The following is a 20643-nucleotide window of genomic DNA, read 5'->3' as shown; positions in this document are numbered from 1 at the left end:
ATTTACGTTAGTATTTACCCATCCAATATGGATTCTGAGAAATTAATCTATTGGAATTTAATATATCATTGTGTATTGGAAATAAGTATCCTTTTTGCGCCATTCGGTTTGCATCCATGCTCCAAGAGGCCAATTGTATATAAAGATTATTATTTTTTGTTTTCCAAGTATTACGTACGATGTCAAAATAAGCGTGTCCTTCTCCGATTAGTTCGCGTTGTCTCTCCTTTAGAATATCTCTTTTAAGATTGGCACCAGCGCTGCTAATTGGTGTTTTGGCGCCCGAACGCATCCGAATTGAATTTACGGCCGTCAATGCTTCTCCATCCTGGCCTAGCGCATTTAAGGCCTCAGCTTTCAACAAAATCATATCCGCCAATCTAAAAACAACAAGATTACTCTCTATTCTAGGATCAGAATTTGTCGCAGCGTTCTTGTAGACGATATCCGAATATTTCATTAAGGAATTATACTGGGTATTTGTATTATTTCTAAAAAAATCGGTTCTCCTAGAATCGCCCTCTTCTCCTGTACCATAAACTTCATCCAATTTGGTATTTGTAACGAAGTAAATAGGTTTAGCAAATGGCATATTCACATAGATATCGCTACTGACGGTAATAAAACCTACCGCCGCCGAAAATACACCAACATAATCTGCATTATAGAAAGCCGATTCATTTTCTGCATCTTTATTTGTGAAAACAAATATATTTTCTTTAGCTCCGGCTTCCTTAAATACGTTTCGGATATTGCCTTTTGCCTGCAGAGCAAAAAGATCGGTACGTTTAATCAGTGAGTCGGCATAAATTACGGTCTTTGCATAATCGTTTTGCCAAGCAGTGGTATGTGTCAATAATGCCAAAGCCGCAGCTTTATTGGCACGACGACGTCCTAGGCCATCGACACCTTCCCATGTCAGTAAATTTGAGGCTTTTTGTGCATCTTCAACAATAAACTTCAAAATTTCATCTGTAGACGTTCTACCCTTCAAAATGGCTTGGTCCGCTGTTTCAGTTGGCTCAGTCTGCAAAGGCAAATCTCCCCAGACCCTAGTCATATAGAAGTAGGATAGAGCACGCATAAAATAGGCTTCCCCTAGTATATAACTCTTTGTTCCCGCGGAAAACTTATCATCCGATACTTCAGGTAATTTTTTAATAATCAAATTTGCCGCATTTATAACACGGTACCAATTGGTCCAATTCAACCCTCCTCCTTCTCTATAACTCATTATAAAACTTCCACCTGTATAGATATTTGAGTGTAGGGTTCCTGCATCCGTAGTAAAAATTCCAATTGGTGTATCCCCCCAAGCAAAAAACGCCTGATTAGTAACCATTGCTTTACGAAATAGACTATAAGTACCCAATACAGCTCCCGTAAAATCTTTTTCATTTTTCCAGAATGTATCTGAATAGGTATCATTTATCAAATTATTCTCTAACTGTTTATTACAGGCCCCCAACAACAAGGAGCTCATAAGAGTTGCGGCTATTCCTAGCTTTTTATAATTTATTTTTAAGATTTTCATAACGTTAGTGATTAAAATTCAAATTGCACGCCTAGGGTATACTTCGATGGTAAAGGGTACCCGTCTCCATAGTCAAATCCACGAGCATCTACCATTTCAGCATCTACACCAGAGAATTTTTGAAACATATGAACATTATCCATAGTACCATAAAGCCTTAACGAATTAATCCCTAGCCGATCCATCCATGGATTTTTGCCTTTATTAAAACGATAAGCCAAATTGATATTTTTAATACGAACATACCATCCTGGTTCCATAAACATGGATTGACCCGCTCTCCAGGCATATAATCCCATATATGGGTTTGCGGCAGGGTATCTGGCAATATCTCCCTCTTGTTCCCAAAAATCAAATTTATCCAAATCGCCAATAGATGCTTTCGAAAAATCTTTTGCACTACCGTAAAAGAATCCATTGGACATACGACGTGCAAAAGTATTGTTGATAATATCACGACCAAATGTAAAGGTTGTCAATATCTGAAGAGAAAAATCTTTATAGCTGAAATTATTGATAAATCCACCCGTCATTTTAGGATTCGGGTCGCCAAAAAAGGTCATATCATTTTCACCAATAGCATCAGAAATTTTGTAATCTCCATTCACATCAACCCAGTTTGGATACCCAGGTTTTAATGTTCCCCATTTTGTAGCGCCGACTGCTCCTGTATATGGGTTGACAATAATATCATTTGATGAACTAATGGCACCATTGACCAAATAGCCGTAGAACATATTCAATGGTTTTCCAACCACATATACCCCATTATCATAATAAAGGTCCCGATTACCATTTGGCAATGCGGTTACCACATTTTTGTTAAATGATAAATTTAATTGCGGCGTCCACTGGAATGCTTTGTCTTTGTCAAATACTCGTCCTTGTATATTAAGTTCTACCCCTGAATTTCTTACACCTGCAGCATTTGTAAACGTCTGCAAATAACCTGAATACTCTGGAATCCAGATCTGTAACATCTGCCCAGTAGTTGTTCTTACATAAGTATCGAAATTAACAGTAAGCCTACCTTTTAGTAAGTACGCATCAAATCCAGCATTCCAAGTATCCGATTTTTGCCAAGTAATATTATCGTTAGTTATACCAGAATAGTTAGGTATAATCGCTGTTCCGCCGCCATAACTATTTCCAAAATTCCCCGGATATGACCCATCTCCAGCAACAAACGCATTATACCTATCGTTGTCACCAATACTACTTTCATCTCCTGTACGTCCCCAACTAGCGCGTAGTTTAAGTTCATCTACCCATTCGTTGGATTCCAGAAACGGCTCTTCAGAAATAATCCATCCTGCACCTACAGAAGGGAAATATCCCCATTTGTTATTTTTACCGAAGCGTGAGGATGCGTCCGCTCTCCATACTGCATCCAATAGATATTTACTTTTGTAATCATAATGAAAAGCTCCTAAAAACGACAGTTTTGCATAGGTGGATTGATCGGAATATCCATTCAGGTTTTGCGAGTTCACCCCTTTAACCACCTGAATATTGTCATTCGGAATATCCTTACCCAATAAATATAATCCCTCATTTTTTCTGGATTCATATTCTTGTACTGCTGTAGCAGTAAAATTATGTGTATCATTAAAGGACTTTGTCCATAACAAAGAGTTTGTCAACAAATATTTTCTATACTGCGTATATGTTGATTTTGCATAGGCAAGTCCATCTGAATTCAAAATAGATGGTGATGCGAAATCATTTTTGGCTGTTGAATAATTGATAATACTCCGCGTGCTCAAACGAAAATCTTTCAGAAAGGTGTATCTTAATTCACCGACACCACTTAAATCAACATTGATATTATCATTACGTTGATAATCGTAAGGGTTAACGATACTGTTAATATCGTCTTCACTCATCCCCAATAACGAAGTTGGCATATCAACCGGATTAATGGCAAATATTCCACGATATCGATTTGTCTTAAGGAATTCCGTATTTCCCTTTCCATCCATACGTTTGTTGGTTGAGGCTTTGAAATTGGTTAAAAACTCCAATTGTTTCGTAATGTTAAAGATCAAGTTACTTGTAAAAGAGTAACGTTTTAATCCAGTACTCTTAACTATACCTTTCTCATTATACATCCCGCCGCTTACCCGATAGTTTAAGTTCTCCGTTGCTCCAGAAACGGAAAGATCATAATTCTGTACATAACCGGATTGATAAAACAAGTCCTGATAATCGTTGTTATTATTGAAAGCAGGATTTAAACTATCTGTCAATAGTTGAGGAATAGACTGAAGTTGTGCATCATCAGCATATTGATAAATCAACGCCATTTTTTTTCTTCGTTCAGCAGCACCAATCAATGTCGCTACCTTCGAGGGCTTTGTGACATAACCTTGATAGGTATTTAGGCTAAATTTTGGGCGACCTACCTGACCTCGTTTTGTTTTGATCAAGATAACACCATTATTGGCTCTTGCTCCATACAACGCCGCTGCTGACGCATCTTTCAATACATCGACAGACTCGATGTCATTAGGATTAAGACTGGCCAAAAAGTTTGTCCCGGTCACATTGAAACTCTTAATCTCATCCTCAGAGGTGGGAATTCCATCGATAACATATAATGGGTTACTCGTCAAATTGTCTGCATCATAGTCACCATTAGATCGAGGAATATTTGTATTTCCCCGAATGACCAATGAAGTCTTCATCCCCGGTTGTCCTGTGAAATTTTGAACGTTAACTCCGGGCAGCTTTCCTTGAAGGAGCACATCGATACTGGCGGCTGGAAGGTTTTCAATATCTTTACTAGTGACACTCGCAATAGAACCAGTACTTTTCTTACGGCTAATTGTTGTATACCCCGTTACAATAGCTTCTTCAAGATCATTACTTGATTCTACCAAGTTGACTATGACATTTTGCCTCCCACCTACGGGAACTTCCTGTGTATCAAAACCCACGCTCTTGACAATCAAAATATCATCCGATTTGGCTTGAATTTCAAATGCCCCTGTCTGGTTACTCGATGTGACTGATTTTGCGTTGTTTTTAATAAAAACCGTTACGCCGGGCAGTGGCCGGTTATTGTTTAATATCTTTCCTGTTATCTTCGATTGCGCAAAGGAAGATAGCTGGAAAAGCATTAGGCTAAACAGAAGGGGGATTGTTCTAATCCACCTCCTTTTGGTGTAGATGTCCATTTCCATAAATTGGGTCTTGGTTTATAGTGTTCTTTTCGGCACTAAAATCTCCCAATTTATTAATATATCAAAACAACGATTTACTCCAAAATAGCTTCTTTTTTTACGCAATCGATTGAATTTTGTTACGCAATCGATTTCGCTATTTTCAAAATGTTAAATAATCTTAAATTTATTTGTAACGGAGAGCCATATCTGTGTAAATACACCTCTTAAGCAGACGGTGTAAAGAATTTCAGTCCTAATCTTGGCTTTTCCCCGCATTTATAAACCACCTTTTCTAAATAAAAGGTGCTATCCAAAAGACTGAATAGCACTTTTTATATTTATTCCTCAACTCTCAGAATCTCATTTTTAGCTCTTGATGGGCCCGTTCTTAATCTTTGAACATTCACTTTTGTTCCTATTTAAAATCCATCAGCTAGTTTATACCTTTAAAAATTCGGTTCCAACGTATTTTAGAAAGCCCTTTTCCATTTGTATTCCAACTCATCCAGGTAAATAAGGCTTTACCCACAATATGATCCTCGGGAACAAAGCCCCAATCCCTTGCATCCAATGAATTATGCCGGTTGTCCCCCATCATCCAATAGTAATCCATTTTAAAAGTGTATGAATCGGTCTTGCTACCATTCAGGTATAGGCCATCAGCTTTCTTCTCCAAACTATTGTGCTCATAAACCCGAATGGCGCGCTCATAAAGAGGCAAGGTCTGTGCATTTAAAATAACTTTCATACCTTTTTTTGGAATCACAAAAGGTCCAAAATTATCATAATTCCATTTGTACTGCGGATCATTTGGAAACGTGTTGATCTGCGCTTCCCCTGGCTTAGCTATGTTCATCTGCATGGATTTGACATTCGACCATGATTTCACCATTTGAGCCTGCTCTTGGGTTAGAAAAACAATATAAGCTCCCGGTTGAAGCAACCTTATCTCGATGCCCATATCTTTCATTCGTTGTTCATCCAACTCCGTCCCATCGGTCATCACGATATAATCCATCTGACTTTCTGGTGCGACAAAACCTGGTTGGTCATTTACGTATAATACAGCCTCTTTCATACTGATCTTATCTCCGGGCATTCCAACACAGCGTTTGATCAAATGCTCTCTTTTATCCACGGGACGTGTTTTAATGGTAAATTGCTGGTGTACGGCTTCATAACCCATTGAGCGCACCAAATCATAATAAGGTTGGTCTTGATTCTCTATCGCAACAGTATCCCCTGCTGGTGCATTAAATACGATAACATCATTCCGCTTGATCTGCTGGAAACCTGGAAGCCGTTTGTATGGAAGCTCAATCAATTCAGAGAAAGCCTTCCCACCAATAACGGGCATTGTGTGATGTGCAAAAGGAAATGCAATAGGTGTATTGGGGATGCGTGGTCCATAATTCAATTTACTCACAAATAAATAGTCACCGATCAAAAGTGATTGCTGCATGGACCCCGAAGGGATCATAAAGGCTTCAAGGAGGAAACCTCGGATCAGTGTTGCTGCAACGGTTGCAAAGACGATCGCATCCGCCCATTCACGGACCATGGATTTCTTATAGGGATACTTTACTTTGAATTCATTGTAGGATTCGTGCAGCAACCCCAGCTGGATTTCCTTTGTCACTACCTTTCCTTCGCCGGATGCCATTTTAAGCTTTTTGGCATAAATTCCATTGAGAAACTGAACATTTTTATCTCTCCCCCATAGCGGTAACACGATAAAAGGTATCAATACCGCAGCGCAGTTTTCCCAAAATCTTCTTTTGCCAAAACAATGGATAAAATCGAGGTATAAATTATAAAAGACAAAGACATTCACAATGGGAACGATCAACAACACAATATACCAAACAGGTCTATTGGTGATCTGTCCTTGAATCCATTGACTGTAAACCGGAACGATACCTTCCCAACCACGACGTCCCGCCTTTTCAAATAAAAGCCAAAAACCATACGCTGCGATAATGGTCAGTACTATAAAAACAATAAGCCCCATATTTTCTTTTTTATCGAAATGTAACTAGATCAACGTTAATAAATAAACAATCTGGATGAATCCAACGGAGATTCTTTCGCGCGCTGTAACTCATTGTATCTCATAATATATTTGATAAATACATCATAATTATATTTCTGTTCTTTTTCAAATTCGGCAAATAATTCGGGTTCATCATTTATTAAACGTCCCAATGTCAGTATACGTTTCTTTTTGTTCCCACTAAATAAGCCACTCGAATTACTGTTTATTTCAATCACCTCACCTGTTGCTTTCTTGAGTGCATAAGCATATTTTGACTTCGTAAATCCGACACCAATCATTGGTGCAGCTCCACCACTACCGATCATCATTCCACCACTGCCTCCAAAATGTAATTCGGAAACAAAGTAGGCCATAATTTCGCCATCGACAAGCACTTCTGCAAAAGTCGGTTCCAGGTCTTGCGCCTTTCGGACCTGATAGGTCTGCGGAGAAGTCCCCGGCACAGGATCCAGTCCATTTTCTACATAGGATGGTGCATACACCTTCTTTTTGGATTGCCAATAAGCACGAAACACCTGATCGGGGGTAAAAGTCAACTTTTCTTTTTGTAAGTTCTCAAATTTTAGCTTACGGTCCTTGACCGAAGAGATCTTGCCATACAACGTATCCGCATTCATCAATACGAGGTAATCTACATTTTTTTCATCCTTTTGCGCTTGTACTACAGCTGAACTACATAAAAAAAATAAGAAAAAAACAATCCCAAAATTCGATATCAGTCTCATAAACCACTATTTATACCTGTAAAGCTACATAAAAATACATGATTCAGCTATAATTCTTCCAGCTTTAACCTTTCTTAAGTAAATCTGTTTCCCGGAGTGATTGCTATTTTATCCTGTCAGGATTATGCCATGGCAAAAGACAAACTTATAGCGCACATCGACAACCGATCAATATGCTGATTTATAAAAAAAAGCTGCCCAAAATATTTGGAACAGCTCATTTTATCTGCTTAAAATTAGACCTTACCCTTTATGTTTACCCTCAAATTCAGTAGAAGCTTTGTTCACTCCAGTGCTCATGTTTTCAAAGGCTTTATTTATATTATTAAGCAATGCCGATTCTGTAGTCGCGTCAGGGGTTTTGCTTTTACGCAATTCGATCAGCTTTGGATAATCCTCGGTCACAATTTTTTTGTAACCATTCAGCCCCTCGAGCACCGCTTTCTGAAAGCTGGCATCACCTTTAAAATCACCTAAATCTTCTACTTTTCTAATATCCTCGTCCAGGGATTTTCCCCAATCCGTGCGTACCTGTTCCGCCTTTGCATAATCGGCGGCATTCATGGCAGCATTCATCGCCTCAATATGCTTTTCACTTCCATTGATGACAGTGATAATTGAATTGTTATACGTCGCAGGATCCTTCACTCCTGAACCACAACTTGAGATCGTCAGCACCGCTACGGTCAAGACGCCTGTTATAAATTGTTTCATCATTGTTGTTATATTTTATGGTTTACGTGTCTTTTTGTTTATAAACGTCCCTTACCCCTTATTTCGTTTACACATTGTGCCCGCTTCTTTACAATAACCTAATCAACTTTCTCAAAGATAGTTGAGTTAAAATATTCTTTTATCACTGAATTCAGGGATTTATTCTCGCAGCTATATTGCGCAACATAGTTGCTTTTAACATTTCTTTACTTATATTTGTTGCAACTTAATTGCAATATAGAATTTACAACAAACCCAACCCAGTTAATGAACAGACGTACGATTTTCTCGCTTCTATTTACCTGTAGTATCTTACACCCTGCTTGTGCGCAGGAAAAAGCAACAAAGACAATTGGGTTAAAGGAGGTATATATTGAAGGGGGACGTTACAAAAAATCAGCAGAAGGGGCAATGTCCATAGATGTCCTAACCAGTGATTCATTACAGAAATATCAGGCTGGCAGTTTGATGCAAACTTTAAGCCGACTTCCTGGAGTGAATGCTATAGGCATCGGCGCAAGTCAATCCAAACCGCAAATCCGAGGTCTCGGCTTTAATCGGGTGGCCACTGTCGAAAACGGAATTAAGCACGAAGGACAACAATGGGGTTTGGATCACGGGCTGGAAATTGATCAATACAGCATTGGCACTGCTGAAATTATAAAAGGAGCCAGTTCATTTATGTACGGATCAGATGCTATTGGTGGCGTCATCCGCCTGTCCTCGCCAACAGAACTCCAAGAAAACGGATTGAAAGGTCATGTCAACCTATTTAACAGATCCAATAATGCCACCTATGGAGGTTCGCTACAACTACAGGGTAGAAATGGCAACTGGGTTTTCGGTGCTGGGGCTACACATTTGGGCTACGCCGACTATCGTGTACCGACCGACACGGTATATGTTTACAACTATGCTGTTCGGTTAAAAGATCGACAGGTTCGCAACACCGCAGGACAAGAGACCAGTTTTCAACTTCGAGGCGGTTATGTCTCCGATCGATTTTCGTCTATCTTTTATCTGAGCAACTACCATACTAAAATCGGATTTTTCGCCAATGCGCATGGTTTAGAGCCACGGGGTGTGGATACAGCGCTGTATGACCGTTCTGATCGCGATATCCTTTATCCAAGTCAGCATGTTAACCATTTTAAACTCATTAGCCGAAATTACATTGTACAAGACGAACATAAGATCTGGGTGGATCTCGGCTACCAAAGAAATTATCGCCAGGAATTCAACAACTACACTGCTCATGGATATATGCCCCCAGTTTACCCGCAGGACATGACCATTCCGATGAACCTCGAACGACTGTATGATAAAGAGATCTATCATATGACGCTAAAAGATGAATTTGCCTTGGCTACACATCGGCTCACTATAGGTGGTAATGTTGAATATCAACGTAACAACATCGATGGCTGGAGCTTTCTTATCCCTTCCTATAGACAAAAAGCACTAGGTTTATTTATCTACGATCAATATCCGATAAACGAGCAAACCATGCTCTATGGTGCATTACGTTATGACCACAGCAATATCCACAGTTCGCCTTATCAAGACTGGTTTGCATCCAAACTGGAAAACAATCAATCTGCTCATATCGTCCGGGCGGACGAACTTCGTCGTAGTTTCAATAGTCTCGTTTGGTCCCTTGGTGCAACGCGGCAAATGGGTTCATGGGAAGCAAAATTAAACGTCGGTAAAAGTTTCCGGGCACCTATTGCGCAGGAACTGGCTGCCAATGGTGTAAACTATCATTATTTTAGTTATGAAAAAGGGAATCCATCCCTTTCTCCCGAACAATCCTACCAAATGGACTTGTCTGTAGCTCTGCGCACTGGAAACACGTACATCGCATTCACACCCTTTTTCAATTATTTTTCCAATTACATCTACCTCAATCCCACCTCGGGTTATGATCAGTACTATGGTGCCGGCAACCAAATATTTGAATATTCCCAAAGCAAAGTACGGCGTTATGGTGCCGAGCTAAAAGTGGAATATCGTCCTTTAACCCATTGGAAAGTAGAATTACTAGGTGAATATGTTCGATCTGAACAACTTTCGGGCAGCAAGAAAGGTTATACATTACCCTTTTCTCCCGCCCCCTCACTTGTATTGGATCTCAGTTGGACACCCAAAAGTAGCACCTATTTTAAGGCGCCTTACCTCTCTTTGGATTCCAAATGGACAGCTAGCCAACAGCATATTGTCCCACCAGAAGAAAAAACAAAAGGTTATCAAGTCCTCAATTTCAGAGCGGGAACACAGGTGGTCCTGGGCAAATCAGCACTCCAATTGCGCTTACAAGTTCAGAACATTTTTGACACAAGATATATGGATCACACCAGTTTCTACCGACTGATCGCTCTCCCTGAGCAGGGACGCAATATCGTCTTATCTGTCGGGATTCCTTTCGGAAAGCAAAACGGGGACCAACAAACCCATTGATACAATAATAAAAAACAACGTGCTAACTCATCATGATAAAAATAAATATACATATGCAAACACTCAAAAAATATGCGCTCATCGCCTTCATGGCGGCCTCTACCATCGCTTGTAAGAAGGATAAGGAAAATATTGATACCGAAAAACCAACAATAGATATCAGTGCAGCGACCGCCTTTCCTAAACAATGCAGCCAAATCAGACGTGGATCAAGCTTTACGTTTCGCGCAAAATTATCCGACAATGTCGCTTTGGGCAGCTACAGCATTGACGTTCATCATAATTTTGACCATCATTCACACAGTACCGAAGTGGAGGAATGTACCTTAGAGCCGATCAAGATACCCGTCAAGCCTTTTGTTCTGGTCAAATCTGTTAATATACCGGGGCAACCACGACAGTATGATGCCCAATTTCAGATTGATGTCCCTGCAGATGTCGACCCCGGAAACTATCACTTTATGATCCAAGTGACGGATCAATCCGGCTGGAGCATCCAACGTGGAATCAGCGTACGTATCATTGAATAACAGCACCCTAACGCACAAAATACTTCAATTATTTTCTATCATAAAATTTAAACCCAATGAACATGAAAACTAGAAAAATCAACTTTTTATTACTGTTTACAGCGCTTCTCTTTGGCTTCCTGTCTTCTTGTAAGAAAGACAATACCGATATTCCTGTCACAACAAAACCTGAGATCGGGACCTTAGAAATCGGATCTGATAATAATAAAACGGTCAAGGCCGGAACAGACCTCCATCTTGAAGGTGAGATTGTGGCTGAAGCACTTATCGAAAAGATTGAGATCGAAATCCATCAGGAAGGTGGATCCTTCAAATTTGCCAAAATTTATACCGATGAGAAATATGTCGGTAAAAAAAATGTGACTTTCCATGAGCACATCGACATACCATCTGAAGTTCCGGCGGGCCAATATCATTTTCACTTTACAGTGACAGATAAGGCCGGAAATACGACAACCGTAGAATCTCCTTTGACCATTCAAGCATCAGATGTGAAGGCAAGCTATAAGCTTATTTTTACAGAAGTTAAAGGTACAGTGCATGGCAACCATTTTCATGATCTTGCCGATAAAGATAATGTAGAACCTTCTTCTATCATCTTTGATAATACCGGCAAAGCACTAGCTGGACATGCTCATCTTAAACCAGACGGAATTTATAAAATTGACTTCAAACAATTTGATGCCACTGGTCAGGAAATTCAGGGACAATATATTAAAGATAAAGCGACAGCCAATTTATACAAAGCCTTTTTGACCGGCGGTGCCTTTGTTTTAAATTCTGGCAATAGCTTAACAGGCGCTATTTTCCAACCAAAAGAAACGACTTATGGTGATGGTTCGGCAGTAACAGGTGCTATTGAGACCACCGGTATTACGACTTATTTTACCGCAGGGAAAGACAATGCTGGTGAAAAAGAGGTTGCCTTCGTTCTACGTAAATTCAAGGACTCCGCGACCAAAGCCACTGTTACTCGCGCAGATTGGAATCGTACTGATTATGTTGCCAAGTATCCCGGGGATGACATTCTCCGTCTAACTTTCGAATTACATGCCGAAGAGGGTGAAGATTAATTTAGAAGGATAGTTTAAATAAAAAACACCTGGTTAGGAATGCTAACCAGGTGTTTTTACTAAACCAAACTCATTATTCAGATTAATCTCTTATTTTACCCAATATATTCCCCTGTGTATCGACGACAAGTTTCCATTCTTCTGTCCGGCTTTTTACTTCGAAGGCATACGTAATCTTTTGTTCTTCAGTGATCTTTTTTACATCTTCTATACGATAGCCCGGAAAATCCTTTTTCACCTTTGCAATAACGGCTCTTGGTAAATCATTTTTGACAAGCTCTTCTTTGTGATGCACAATCTTACCATTACTTTGAATCCATACCTCATGATCTGTACCGAACAAACCTGTTTCGAACTCAGCTTCATACAGTCCCGCTTTCAGTTCCCAGTCTACCCCTTTGGCTTTTGGAAATTTCTGTTGAAAACTATTCACCACCACAGCAGGTACCTGACTTTGGGGAATATCCTGAGCAAAAGCTCCAATTGTTGAGAGTGCAAGAATACATGCACTTAATATCATTTTACCGTTCATGACTTTACTATTTTTAATGTAATACAAAGTAAAACCAAGATTCTGTAAAGATTTGGGAATGTTATTTATGCTGGGCGAAAATCTAGCTTAAATATATGTTGATTCTCGTCATAATGATAGGAAATAGAAAAACCATATAAATTACATATTGCCTGAACGATCGCCAGGCCCAGGCCGGTACCTTTGGACGAGGCATCCGATTTATAAAACCTTGAAAACACATGCTCCTTATCCAACGCCGTCTGTGCGCTCGTATTCGCCACTACAAGGGTATTTTCAGTAATCGCTATGTTTACCTCTCCTCCCTCCATATTATGAAACAAGGCATTACGGATCAAATTTGATACAACGATATTGGCCAAAGCGCTATCTAATCGCACATTCAGTTCATCTTGTTGTCCAACATTGATCCTAATATTTTTAAAAGCGGCAATATCTTCTAGTTCATCGGCGATATGTGTGACAAGCTGAGTGATTGAGAGGTCCTCGTTGTTCAGGAATTGTTTGTTCTCAATCTTGCTGAGCAGCAATAATGATTTATTCAATCGAACCAATCTTTCAGCAGTATTCAATACTTCGGCGATTGTATTCGACTGTTCAGGCAGTAGCCCACCAGTTTCGGCCATCATTTCCAACTTATTGATCATAATGGCCAGGGGCGTCTGCAATTCATGCGACGCATTACCAATAAACTGTTTCTGCTGTTCATACGTTTCCTCATTATGATGGATTAAAGTCGTGACAGCAAGCTGCAAATCTTTAAACTCCTGGATGTTGGTATCCATAGCTGGTTTATCGCCAGATTTTCCTAGCCGGAATTTTGTCAACTGATCTAAAAAACGATATAGGGGGCTCCATAATCGCTGTATAACGACTTTATTGATAGAGACAATACTGACGACCAAGAGGACAAATAAAATCAGGACAGAATAAAACAGGTTCTTGATTAAATCACTTTCCTCGATCATCGAATTGATAATTGATAATTTATAGTAGAGTCCCTTATGCTCAAACGCTGTTGTCAGCATACGTACGGGTTCCAATTCGGGCTCCGGATCATCATCATCCTGCATATAGAGCATGGTATCTTTATATACATTCTGCATTTTGACCGCCTGTTGCTCGGAAATTTCACGCACCTTATAATTGTTAATTCCAAATTCCAGATCCGGAGATACAATTGCCTCAGAAGCCAGTTCCTGAATAATTAAGCGTTTTTGATTCTCCAATTCCTCATCTATATTATCATGGATTACATCCAGCATAAATAAATAAAAGATGGTCGACCATACTGCAATGACGACCAGCACCGAAATAGAGAGATATTTGAGCGTTTGATTTGCTAATTTCATTTTTCAACAAGTTTATATCCTATCCCGTAGACCGCTTCAAAATCAACTTCCGCTTTTTTCGCCAAAAATTTCTTTCGCAGGTTCTTTATCTGTGAATAGATAAAATCGAGGTTATCTGCCTGATCTGTATTATCTCCCCAAACATGCTCTGCCAATGCATTCTTGCTGACAAGACGGTTTTTATTCAATAAAAAGTAATTGAGGATATCAAATTCCTTTCTATTCAGAGGGACAGACTCGCCGTTTATCGAAAGACTGCGCTCATTCAGATCAAGCACAAGATTACCCATCTCCAATGTGTTTTTGCCATCCCGTTGTTTTCTGCGCAATACTGCTTTAATTCGCGCATTTAATTCGGCAATATGAAAGGGTTTGGTCAGATAGTCATCCGCTCCGAGTTCCAGTCCCTTTAGCTTGTCATCCAACGAATCTTTTGCAGAGATAATAATAACATTATCCGACTTACCCTCCTTCTTTAGCAGATCCAATACCTGCAGTCCACTCCCCCCCGGAAGCATGATATCCAATAAAATACAATCATAGTCATAGACCGAAACCTTATCCAGCGCAGATCTAAAATCGCTAGCAGTCTCTACTATATAATCCTCTTTGACCAGCGAGTCCTTTACTATTTCTCTCAATTCCGCTTCGTCTTCAATTACAAGTACTTTCATTGGGCTATTGTTTTTTATTACCGAATTTCAATGCTACTTAACTCCAGTATATTGCTCTCATTGCTACAAATGTATTCCGAATTTAGGAAAGAATTAGGAAAATGACTACTGTTAGTTCACTACAGTAACACTGTGCAGATCGAATAGCCCGTTTATTTTTACATATTAGCGAAAAAACAAAGCGCATTTTGTATTTTAGGTCTGATACGATCTACTATGGACAAACGAAATGCTAACATCTGGGCACCTGTCATTGGACTGGACGGTTTTCGCAAAGAACAGACCGCCGGACGTGAAGAGCTTCTTTTCAATGAATTACATGGAGAAAGGCTAATAGACAAGCCCCATAAGCACGATTTTTTCATTATCAATTTATTTGACAAAGCTTCTGGTGTACATACCATTGATTCCATAGATTATCCCATTAAAGACCATCAGGTGCATGTACTGTTCCCGGGTCAGATGCACAAATGGCATGTGTATGCTGGAACTATTGGCTACCAATTAATGATTGAACGGTCGTTTTTTGAGCATTTTGCTCCTTTCTTTCGCTTTTCCTTTACCAATTACCAGAATCATCCGGTAATCGACCTGACCAAGGAGGCCTTCATTCAGCTACATTATGAATTTGAATCTGTCAAAAAAGAATTGGAACGGGAGCATTCACTGATTCCCTTGATTACGGCCCGTGCGGGTGTTATTGCCGCCATTGTCAGTAGAGAAGCAGAGCATGTCTTCACCGAATTTAAAGTCTATCAATCCGTCCCTCGGCTTGCCAAATTTAACATGCTGATAGATGAGTTTTTCAGAGCACAAAAAATGGTCGCATTCTATGCAGATAAGCTACATATTTCTCCAAACTATCTTAATATTCTGTGTAAAAAACACTTGAAAATATCTGCTACCCAGCTTATCCACCAACGGATCTGTGTGGAAGCGAAGCGTCTTCTCCAAAGTACGGAATCCTCCATTAAGGAAATTACGTTTGAATTGGGTTTTGCAGATCAAGCTTATTTTTCCAATTTCTTTAAACAGCAGACTGGCGTAAACCCCAGTGATTTTAGAGAAAAAAGATAAATCGCACAAGAAATGGCAGAAATTGCCCAGTAATACTAAAGCTTTCTGTGTATACCTTTGTAAAAGGCTGATCAATTTTATTGATCGGTCATATAGATTGTAACGTAAATAGGAAATAAAATGAAACCAATAGCTCTTACACGCAAGGAATTTATACGGAACTCTGCCCTGGCACTTGCTGGAGCAACATTGATCCCAGGTATGCTATTAGCAGAAGAAGGTGGTCAGCTCGCCCATCAGAAGGTTTTGGACGGACATCAAGGCAAAAAAAGTTATACCCTTAAGAATGTTCTGTTGGAAACAGGTTTTGAGTATGATGGAAATGGCAATGTCATCGCTACAAAAACCGGTCTTTTCTCTGTGCATATCGAAGCAGGAAAAATCAAAAAAATAAGCGCCAACAGTACTGATGCAAATGCCATAGATGCAAAGGGACGATTGATGCTTCCTTCTTTTAGAGACATGCACATTCATCTGGACAAGACATTCTATGGTGATAAATGGCAAGCTGTACGACGTGGTGCCGGTGGTGTAAAAGGAATGATTGCACTCGAACAACAAATCCTTCCTGAGCTACTGAAAAATTCAACCTATAAAGCGGAAAAACTAATTGAATTACTACAATCCAAGGGCACAGCCTTCGCACGGAGCCATGTAAACATAGAGCCTACTTCTAAGTTAGATTCTCTACGTCATCTACAGCTTGCACTGGAAAACAAAAAAAATAGTTTCGGAGCAGAGCTGGTTGCCTTTCCGCAACATGGCGTATACTACACGGATTCTGTACCATACCTCAAGGAAGCTGCAAAGACCAATATTGATTTTATCGGCGGAGTAGATCCTTTAAGTATAGACGGTGCCATTGAGAAAACAATGGATTTCACTGTTCAGCTGGCACTGGATCACAACAAAGGGATTGACATTCATTTACATGAGTCCGGAGAATCAGGGCTAAAAACAGTCGAGTATCTGATCAAAAAAGTAAATGAAAACCCGGCATTGAAAGGCAAGACCTTCCTCAGCCATTGTTTTGTATTGGGGAGATTGGAAAAAGCCAAACAACAGGAAATGGCAGAAAAGCTTGGTGCAGCACAGATCGGTATTGTTTCTACCATTCCTTTTGCTGGCCTAATTATGCCTATCCCTACACTGATGGAAAATAACGTCACCGTGATGACGGGAAATGACAGTATTGTCGATCATTGGAATACCTTTGGAACAGGAAGTGTCCTTCAAAAAGCTAATATGGCAGCACAAGTATATGGTCAGGTCACAGAGTATGGCTTGTCACGTATGCTAAAACTGGCCACAGCAGGTCCGATTCCATTGGATGACAAAGGAAAACAGCAATGGCCGAAACCCGGTGATGATGCAAACATCGTACTCATCGATGCGAGTTGTTCGGCAGAGGCTATTTCACGAATTTCGCCTGTAGGATCCCTTATCTATCAGGGCAATATTGTCTATTAGGCTTCTGACAAACGAAGCACTACACAACAGATCTTTTTAACACGATGGCGGTCAATTGCTTTTTTATAAGCTTTTGATTGCTCCATTGTGACATACTATTGCTATTAAAACAGTATTAAACATCATGACAACCCCATACACAGCCCCGCTAAAGGGCAATTATAAACTAAAAAATGTCCTTTTGGAAACTGGATATGTTTCAGATGAAAGAGGGATAAAAGCAACAAAAACGGAACTGTTCTGCATAGAAGTTAATGCCGGAAAAATTACAAAGATATTTCCGAATGATCCAAAGCTCGCTACAGCAGTTGATGCGAAAGGATACTTGATGCTGCCCGCTTTCAGCGATATGCATGTCCATCTGGACAAAACACTTTATGGACTTCCATGGCAAGCGCAATCCCCAAAGAAGAGAACGGTGCTTGAGATGATTGCTTATGAACAGGAAATTATCCCCGAATTACTTCAGACATCGACCACACGGGCAGAGCAACTTATCGACCTGCTGCAGCGCTATGGGACCACCTTTGCCCGGACACATTTTAACGTCGACACCACTTCTGGATTTCGTTCTTTGGAAAACCTCCAAAAAGCACTGGACAGCCGCAAGGAGAGTTTCAATGCAGAATTGGTAGCCTTTCCACAACACGGATTTTTTTATACCGACTCCGCTCCCTTGATGGAAGATGTGGCACAGATGGATCATGTGGCTTATATCGGTGGTGTAGATCCTTATGGGATAGATAAAAATATCGAAAAAGTACTCGATTATACCGTAAAACTCGCTCTTGACAATAACAAAGGGATTGACATCCACTTACATGACGGTGGAAAAGAAGGTATACATACCATTGAATACCTTGCCGAACAAGCGCTTCAGAATCCGAAGCTACAGGGACGCACCTTTGTGAGTCATGCTTTTGTGCTGGCTCAGTTACCACTAGCTGAGGTAGAACGCATTGCCGAAAAACTAGCGACAGCCAACGTAGGCATTGTCTCTTCCATTCCATTTGGTGACTTGGTCATGCCTATCCCAACATTATTGAAACACGGTGTCGAAGTGTTGGTGGGGAATGACAACGTACAGGACTATTGGAGCACTTTTGGTCCCGGAAACATGTTAGCAAAAGCCAATTTAATGGCCGAAATATACGGTTGGAGATCCGAGTTTGACTTATCCAGGACGCTCCGCTTTGCAACACACAATACCTTGCCACTGGATGAGAAAGGCAATATGCAATGGCCCAAAACGAATGACAGCGCTGAATTTGTCCTGATCGACGCAAGCTGTTCAGCAGAAGCCGTTTCGCGTGTATCCCCAACCATGGCCCTTGCCCATACAGGTGCACTTTATTGGAAAAAATAACCCCTACATTATACCATAAAAAACAGCAAGGCTCGGTGTTAAATAACACCGGGCCTTTTTTCTTCTGTGGCTTTCCTATTCTTCACAATCGAATCTATCGCGCTTATCCGACAACCATAACAGGGTATCAAATTGATGCTGCTATCGCTTAAAGAGCCTCATGATACGAGGCTCTACCCAATCGCTCAGGATATAGGCAACCGCCAAAATCAGGAGCGTAACCACAGAAACAAGTACATATTTATTTACGTAGTCATGAAGCTGATTGAAAATAATAAAACCAATATGCTGATGGATAAGATATAAGGGATAAGTCAGCATCCCTATTTTGACCAATTTGGGTGAATTGAAACGTTGTAGCCTTTTACAGGAAACAAGTAACATCACGATATAAAATACAGCGATGGTCCCAGCAATAATATAAGGAGAAAAATCGCTATGGAAAGTTCTTGCTAACCAATGGATTCGACCAATAGCGCCATCGATGGACAAGTACAGGCACCAGGGCAATACGATAAAATGCTTCAAGGCCGGTCCCTGTAGAAAAATTTGACAAAATACGATTCCTGCAATAAAGTAAGTGCTCCAGTCCAGAATGAAGAGGTGGTGAATGGCATCGTAAATTTCAGATGGTTCAACAAACAGACGCAAGCTTGACAGAAACAGCCAAAAGTAGACAAGATAGTCCAAACTGATCTGCTTAAATCGGTTTACGATAAGAAATACAGCAATTATAAGATAAAATTTCAATTCAACATACAAGGACCAATAAGCACCATCGATATTTCCCTGACCTAACAATTCTTGTACCATCGTGAAATTGGCCAAGAGCTGCTTGAATGTGACCAGGTAACGTGGCGCCCCAAAGAAATAAACGATCACAAATGTTATAATTAAACAGATCCAGTACATTGGATACAAACGTTTAAATCGCGAATAGCAAAATTTTGGTAGCGAACGATGTTTTATAGAAAAGGCGATCACAAAACCGCTGATGATAAAAAAAAGATCTACACCGAGATACCCATACTTGAAATATTCGCCGATCTCGTCGAACCGCAGCAACGACATATTTCCACCTTTATATCCCCGATATAAATAGTGATACAATACCACTGCGGATGCGGCGATAAAGCGAAACAGATCAATTTGATAGATTCTTTTGGACTCAGACATTTGAGCGCAAATATAGGCTGTTTGATTTATAGTTTCGGGTAATGGTTCCAAAAAACCTCATTATTTACAACTGTCAATTCGACTTGCAATCGCGCATGCATTATCGAATTTATAACATCATTATGTGACTATGGCACATTGCATTTCCATTACATCCTGGTTAACTTTACTCACATTAAATATCCGTAAAACGAGGAAATTATGAAAAAGAACCTATTAATAGTCTTTATTGCCGTCGCCGCCATATGCTTCGGTTATCAAGCAAAAGCGCAAACTGGTACGTCGGCCCCCGTCACTGTCAATATTAATCTTACCGATGCTATTTCTATTACTTTGGGCGCAGCCCCTACCGTCAATTTTGATTATACCACAGCGGCCGATTATGCGGCGTCTAAAACGGTAACGAAAGCGAATCATTTTACGGTGGTCAGCAATAAGCCTTACGATCTTACTGTTGCCGCTACAGGAGCATTTACCCCTGCAGGTGGACCTGCACTAAATATTGTTACAGTTACTGTACCGGCTGCAACTGCCAATGGTGGAACTCCAGTTGCCAATGTACCACTTAGCACTACTGCAGCTCCTTTGGTCAATGGTTCTACGGCATCCACAGGTGCAATCTATACAGTGGATTATACCATCTCAAATCCGGCATCGTTATTAAACCTTGCAGGATCGACTTATAGCACGACAGTAACTTATACGGCGACGCAACAATAAAAATCTGACTAAACATTTTA

General features: G+C 40.2%; 16 protein-coding genes. 7 read left to right on the top strand and 9 right to left on the bottom strand.

The features are described from left to right. Positions 1-7: 7 nt before the first annotated feature. From LC454_RS20380 to LC454_RS20360, 5 genes are all read right to left on the bottom strand, one after another. Entirely contained in the window at positions 8-1534 is a 1527-nt protein-coding gene (locus tag LC454_RS20380; protein WP_223584247.1) for a RagB/SusD family nutrient uptake outer membrane protein, read from the bottom strand. A gap of 11 nt (positions 1535-1545) precedes the next feature. After that, positions 1546-4719 carry a SusC/RagA family TonB-linked outer membrane protein gene (locus LC454_RS20375; protein ID WP_223584246.1) on the bottom strand — a complete coding sequence of 1058 codons (3174 nt, stop codon included), beginning with the start codon at positions 4717-4719 and terminating at the stop codon, positions 1546-1548. Positions 4720-5134: 415 nt separating this feature from the next. Continuing rightward, a complete protein-coding gene (gene lepB / locus LC454_RS20370) occupies positions 5135-6712 on the bottom strand; it encodes a signal peptidase I (RefSeq protein ID WP_223584245.1) in 1578 nt (525 codons plus the stop codon). Positions 6713-6747: 35 nt separating this feature from the next. Continuing rightward, entirely contained in the window at positions 6748-7482 is a 735-nt protein-coding gene (locus LC454_RS20365) for a hypothetical protein (protein ID WP_223584244.1), read from the bottom strand. A 243-nt stretch (positions 7483-7725) separates the two neighbouring features. After that, complete coding sequence (locus LC454_RS20360) at positions 7726-8199, bottom strand: hypothetical protein (protein WP_223584243.1); 474 nt, start codon at positions 8197-8199, stop codon at positions 7726-7728. A gap of 264 nt (positions 8200-8463) precedes the next feature. Between LC454_RS20360 and LC454_RS20355 the strand changes: the two genes are divergently transcribed. The 3 genes from LC454_RS20355 (at position 8464) to LC454_RS20345 (ending at position 12256) form a co-directional block, all read left to right on the top strand. Further along, positions 8464-10653: a TonB-dependent receptor gene (locus LC454_RS20355; RefSeq protein ID WP_223584242.1), complete on the top strand. Its 2190-nt coding sequence runs from the start codon at positions 8464-8466 to the stop codon at positions 10651-10653. A 53-nt stretch (positions 10654-10706) separates the two neighbouring features. Beyond that, complete coding sequence (locus LC454_RS20350) at positions 10707-11183, top strand: DUF4625 domain-containing protein (RefSeq protein ID WP_223584241.1); 477 nt, start codon at positions 10707-10709, stop codon at positions 11181-11183. Positions 11184-11245: 62 nt separating this feature from the next. Beyond that, positions 11246-12256 carry a DUF4625 domain-containing protein gene (locus LC454_RS20345; RefSeq protein WP_223584240.1) on the top strand — a complete coding sequence of 337 codons (1011 nt, stop codon included), beginning with the start codon at positions 11246-11248 and terminating at the stop codon, positions 12254-12256. Positions 12257-12338: 82 nt separating this feature from the next. Here LC454_RS20345 and LC454_RS20340 read toward each other — a convergent pair whose 3' ends face one another. From LC454_RS20340 to LC454_RS20330, 3 genes are all read right to left on the bottom strand, one after another. Further along, a complete protein-coding gene (locus LC454_RS20340; protein ID WP_223584239.1) occupies positions 12339-12788 on the bottom strand; it encodes a PepSY-like domain-containing protein in 450 nt (149 codons plus the stop codon). Positions 12789-12853: 65 nt separating this feature from the next. Beyond that, positions 12854-14140, bottom strand: a complete 1287-nt coding sequence (locus tag LC454_RS20335; protein WP_223584238.1) for a sensor histidine kinase — start codon at positions 14138-14140, stop codon at positions 12854-12856. After that, positions 14137-14814 carry a response regulator transcription factor gene (locus LC454_RS20330; protein ID WP_223584237.1) on the bottom strand — a complete coding sequence of 226 codons (678 nt, stop codon included), beginning with the start codon at positions 14812-14814 and terminating at the stop codon, positions 14137-14139. The genes LC454_RS20335 and LC454_RS20330 overlap by 4 nt, the downstream gene beginning before the upstream one ends. Before the next feature lie 216 nt (positions 14815-15030). On the opposite strand from LC454_RS20330, the gene LC454_RS20325 reads away from it, so the two are divergent. The 3 genes from LC454_RS20325 (at position 15031) to LC454_RS20315 (ending at position 18727) form a co-directional block, all read left to right on the top strand. Continuing rightward, complete coding sequence (locus LC454_RS20325) at positions 15031-15891, top strand: helix-turn-helix domain-containing protein (protein ID WP_223584236.1); 861 nt, start codon at positions 15031-15033, stop codon at positions 15889-15891. Positions 15892-16011: 120 nt separating this feature from the next. Then, on the top strand, positions 16012-17361 hold the full coding sequence (locus LC454_RS20320) for an amidohydrolase (RefSeq protein ID WP_223584235.1): 1350 nt from the start codon (positions 16012-16014) through the stop codon (positions 17359-17361). A gap of 124 nt (positions 17362-17485) precedes the next feature. Next, on the top strand, positions 17486-18727 hold the full coding sequence (locus LC454_RS20315; RefSeq protein ID WP_223584234.1) for an amidohydrolase: 1242 nt from the start codon (positions 17486-17488) through the stop codon (positions 18725-18727). A 141-nt stretch (positions 18728-18868) separates the two neighbouring features. Here the strand turns inward: LC454_RS20315 and LC454_RS20310 are convergent, their stop codons facing one another. Next, complete coding sequence (locus tag LC454_RS20310; RefSeq protein ID WP_223584233.1) at positions 18869-19903, bottom strand: acyltransferase family protein; 1035 nt, start codon at positions 19901-19903, stop codon at positions 18869-18871. Between the two features lie 201 nt (positions 19904-20104). On the opposite strand from LC454_RS20310, the gene LC454_RS20305 reads away from it, so the two are divergent. Continuing rightward, positions 20105-20623, top strand: coding sequence for a hypothetical protein (locus tag LC454_RS20305; RefSeq protein WP_223584232.1), 519 nt, complete (start codon positions 20105-20107; stop codon positions 20621-20623). Positions 20624-20643 lie beyond the last annotated feature (20 nt).

The sequence above is a fragment of the Sphingobacterium sp. GVS05A genome (assembly GCF_019969845.1).
In the GTDB taxonomy this organism is placed as follows: Bacteria; Bacteroidota; Bacteroidia; order Sphingobacteriales; family Sphingobacteriaceae; genus Sphingobacterium.
This window is presented reverse-complemented; position numbering and strand designations above follow the sequence as displayed.

Coding starts and splice junctions, on each gene's coding strand:
- lepB (WP_223584245.1), bottom strand. CDS start 6,712: ATGGGGCTTATTGTTTTTATAGTACTGACCATTATCGCAGCGTATGGT.
- LC454_RS20365 (WP_223584244.1), bottom strand. CDS start 7,482: ATGAGACTGATATCGAATTTTGGGATTGTTTTTTTCTTATTTTTTTTA.
- LC454_RS20375 (WP_223584246.1), bottom strand. CDS start 4,719: ATGGAAATGGACATCTACACCAAAAGGAGGTGGATTAGAACAATCCCC.
- LC454_RS20330 (WP_223584237.1), bottom strand. CDS start 14,814: ATGAAAGTACTTGTAATTGAAGACGAAGCGGAATTGAGAGAAATAGTA.
- LC454_RS20305 (WP_223584232.1), top strand. CDS start 20,105: ATGAAAAAGAACCTATTAATAGTCTTTATTGCCGTCGCCGCCATATGC.
- LC454_RS20310 (WP_223584233.1), bottom strand. CDS start 19,903: ATGTCTGAGTCCAAAAGAATCTATCAAATTGATCTGTTTCGCTTTATC.
- LC454_RS20335 (WP_223584238.1), bottom strand. CDS start 14,140: ATGAAATTAGCAAATCAAACGCTCAAATATCTCTCTATTTCGGTGCTG.
- LC454_RS20355 (WP_223584242.1), top strand. CDS start 8,464: ATGAACAGACGTACGATTTTCTCGCTTCTATTTACCTGTAGTATCTTA.
- LC454_RS20340 (WP_223584239.1), bottom strand. CDS start 12,788: ATGAACGGTAAAATGATATTAAGTGCATGTATTCTTGCACTCTCAACA.
- LC454_RS20315 (WP_223584234.1), top strand. CDS start 17,486: ATGACAACCCCATACACAGCCCCGCTAAAGGGCAATTATAAACTAAAA.
- LC454_RS20345 (WP_223584240.1), top strand. CDS start 11,246: ATGAAAACTAGAAAAATCAACTTTTTATTACTGTTTACAGCGCTTCTC.
- LC454_RS20350 (WP_223584241.1), top strand. CDS start 10,707: ATGCAAACACTCAAAAAATATGCGCTCATCGCCTTCATGGCGGCCTCT.
- LC454_RS20360 (WP_223584243.1), bottom strand. CDS start 8,199: ATGATGAAACAATTTATAACAGGCGTCTTGACCGTAGCGGTGCTGACG.
- LC454_RS20325 (WP_223584236.1), top strand. CDS start 15,031: ATGGACAAACGAAATGCTAACATCTGGGCACCTGTCATTGGACTGGAC.
- LC454_RS20380 (WP_223584247.1), bottom strand. CDS start 1,534: ATGAAAATCTTAAAAATAAATTATAAAAAGCTAGGAATAGCCGCAACT.
- LC454_RS20320 (WP_223584235.1), top strand. CDS start 16,012: ATGAAACCAATAGCTCTTACACGCAAGGAATTTATACGGAACTCTGCC.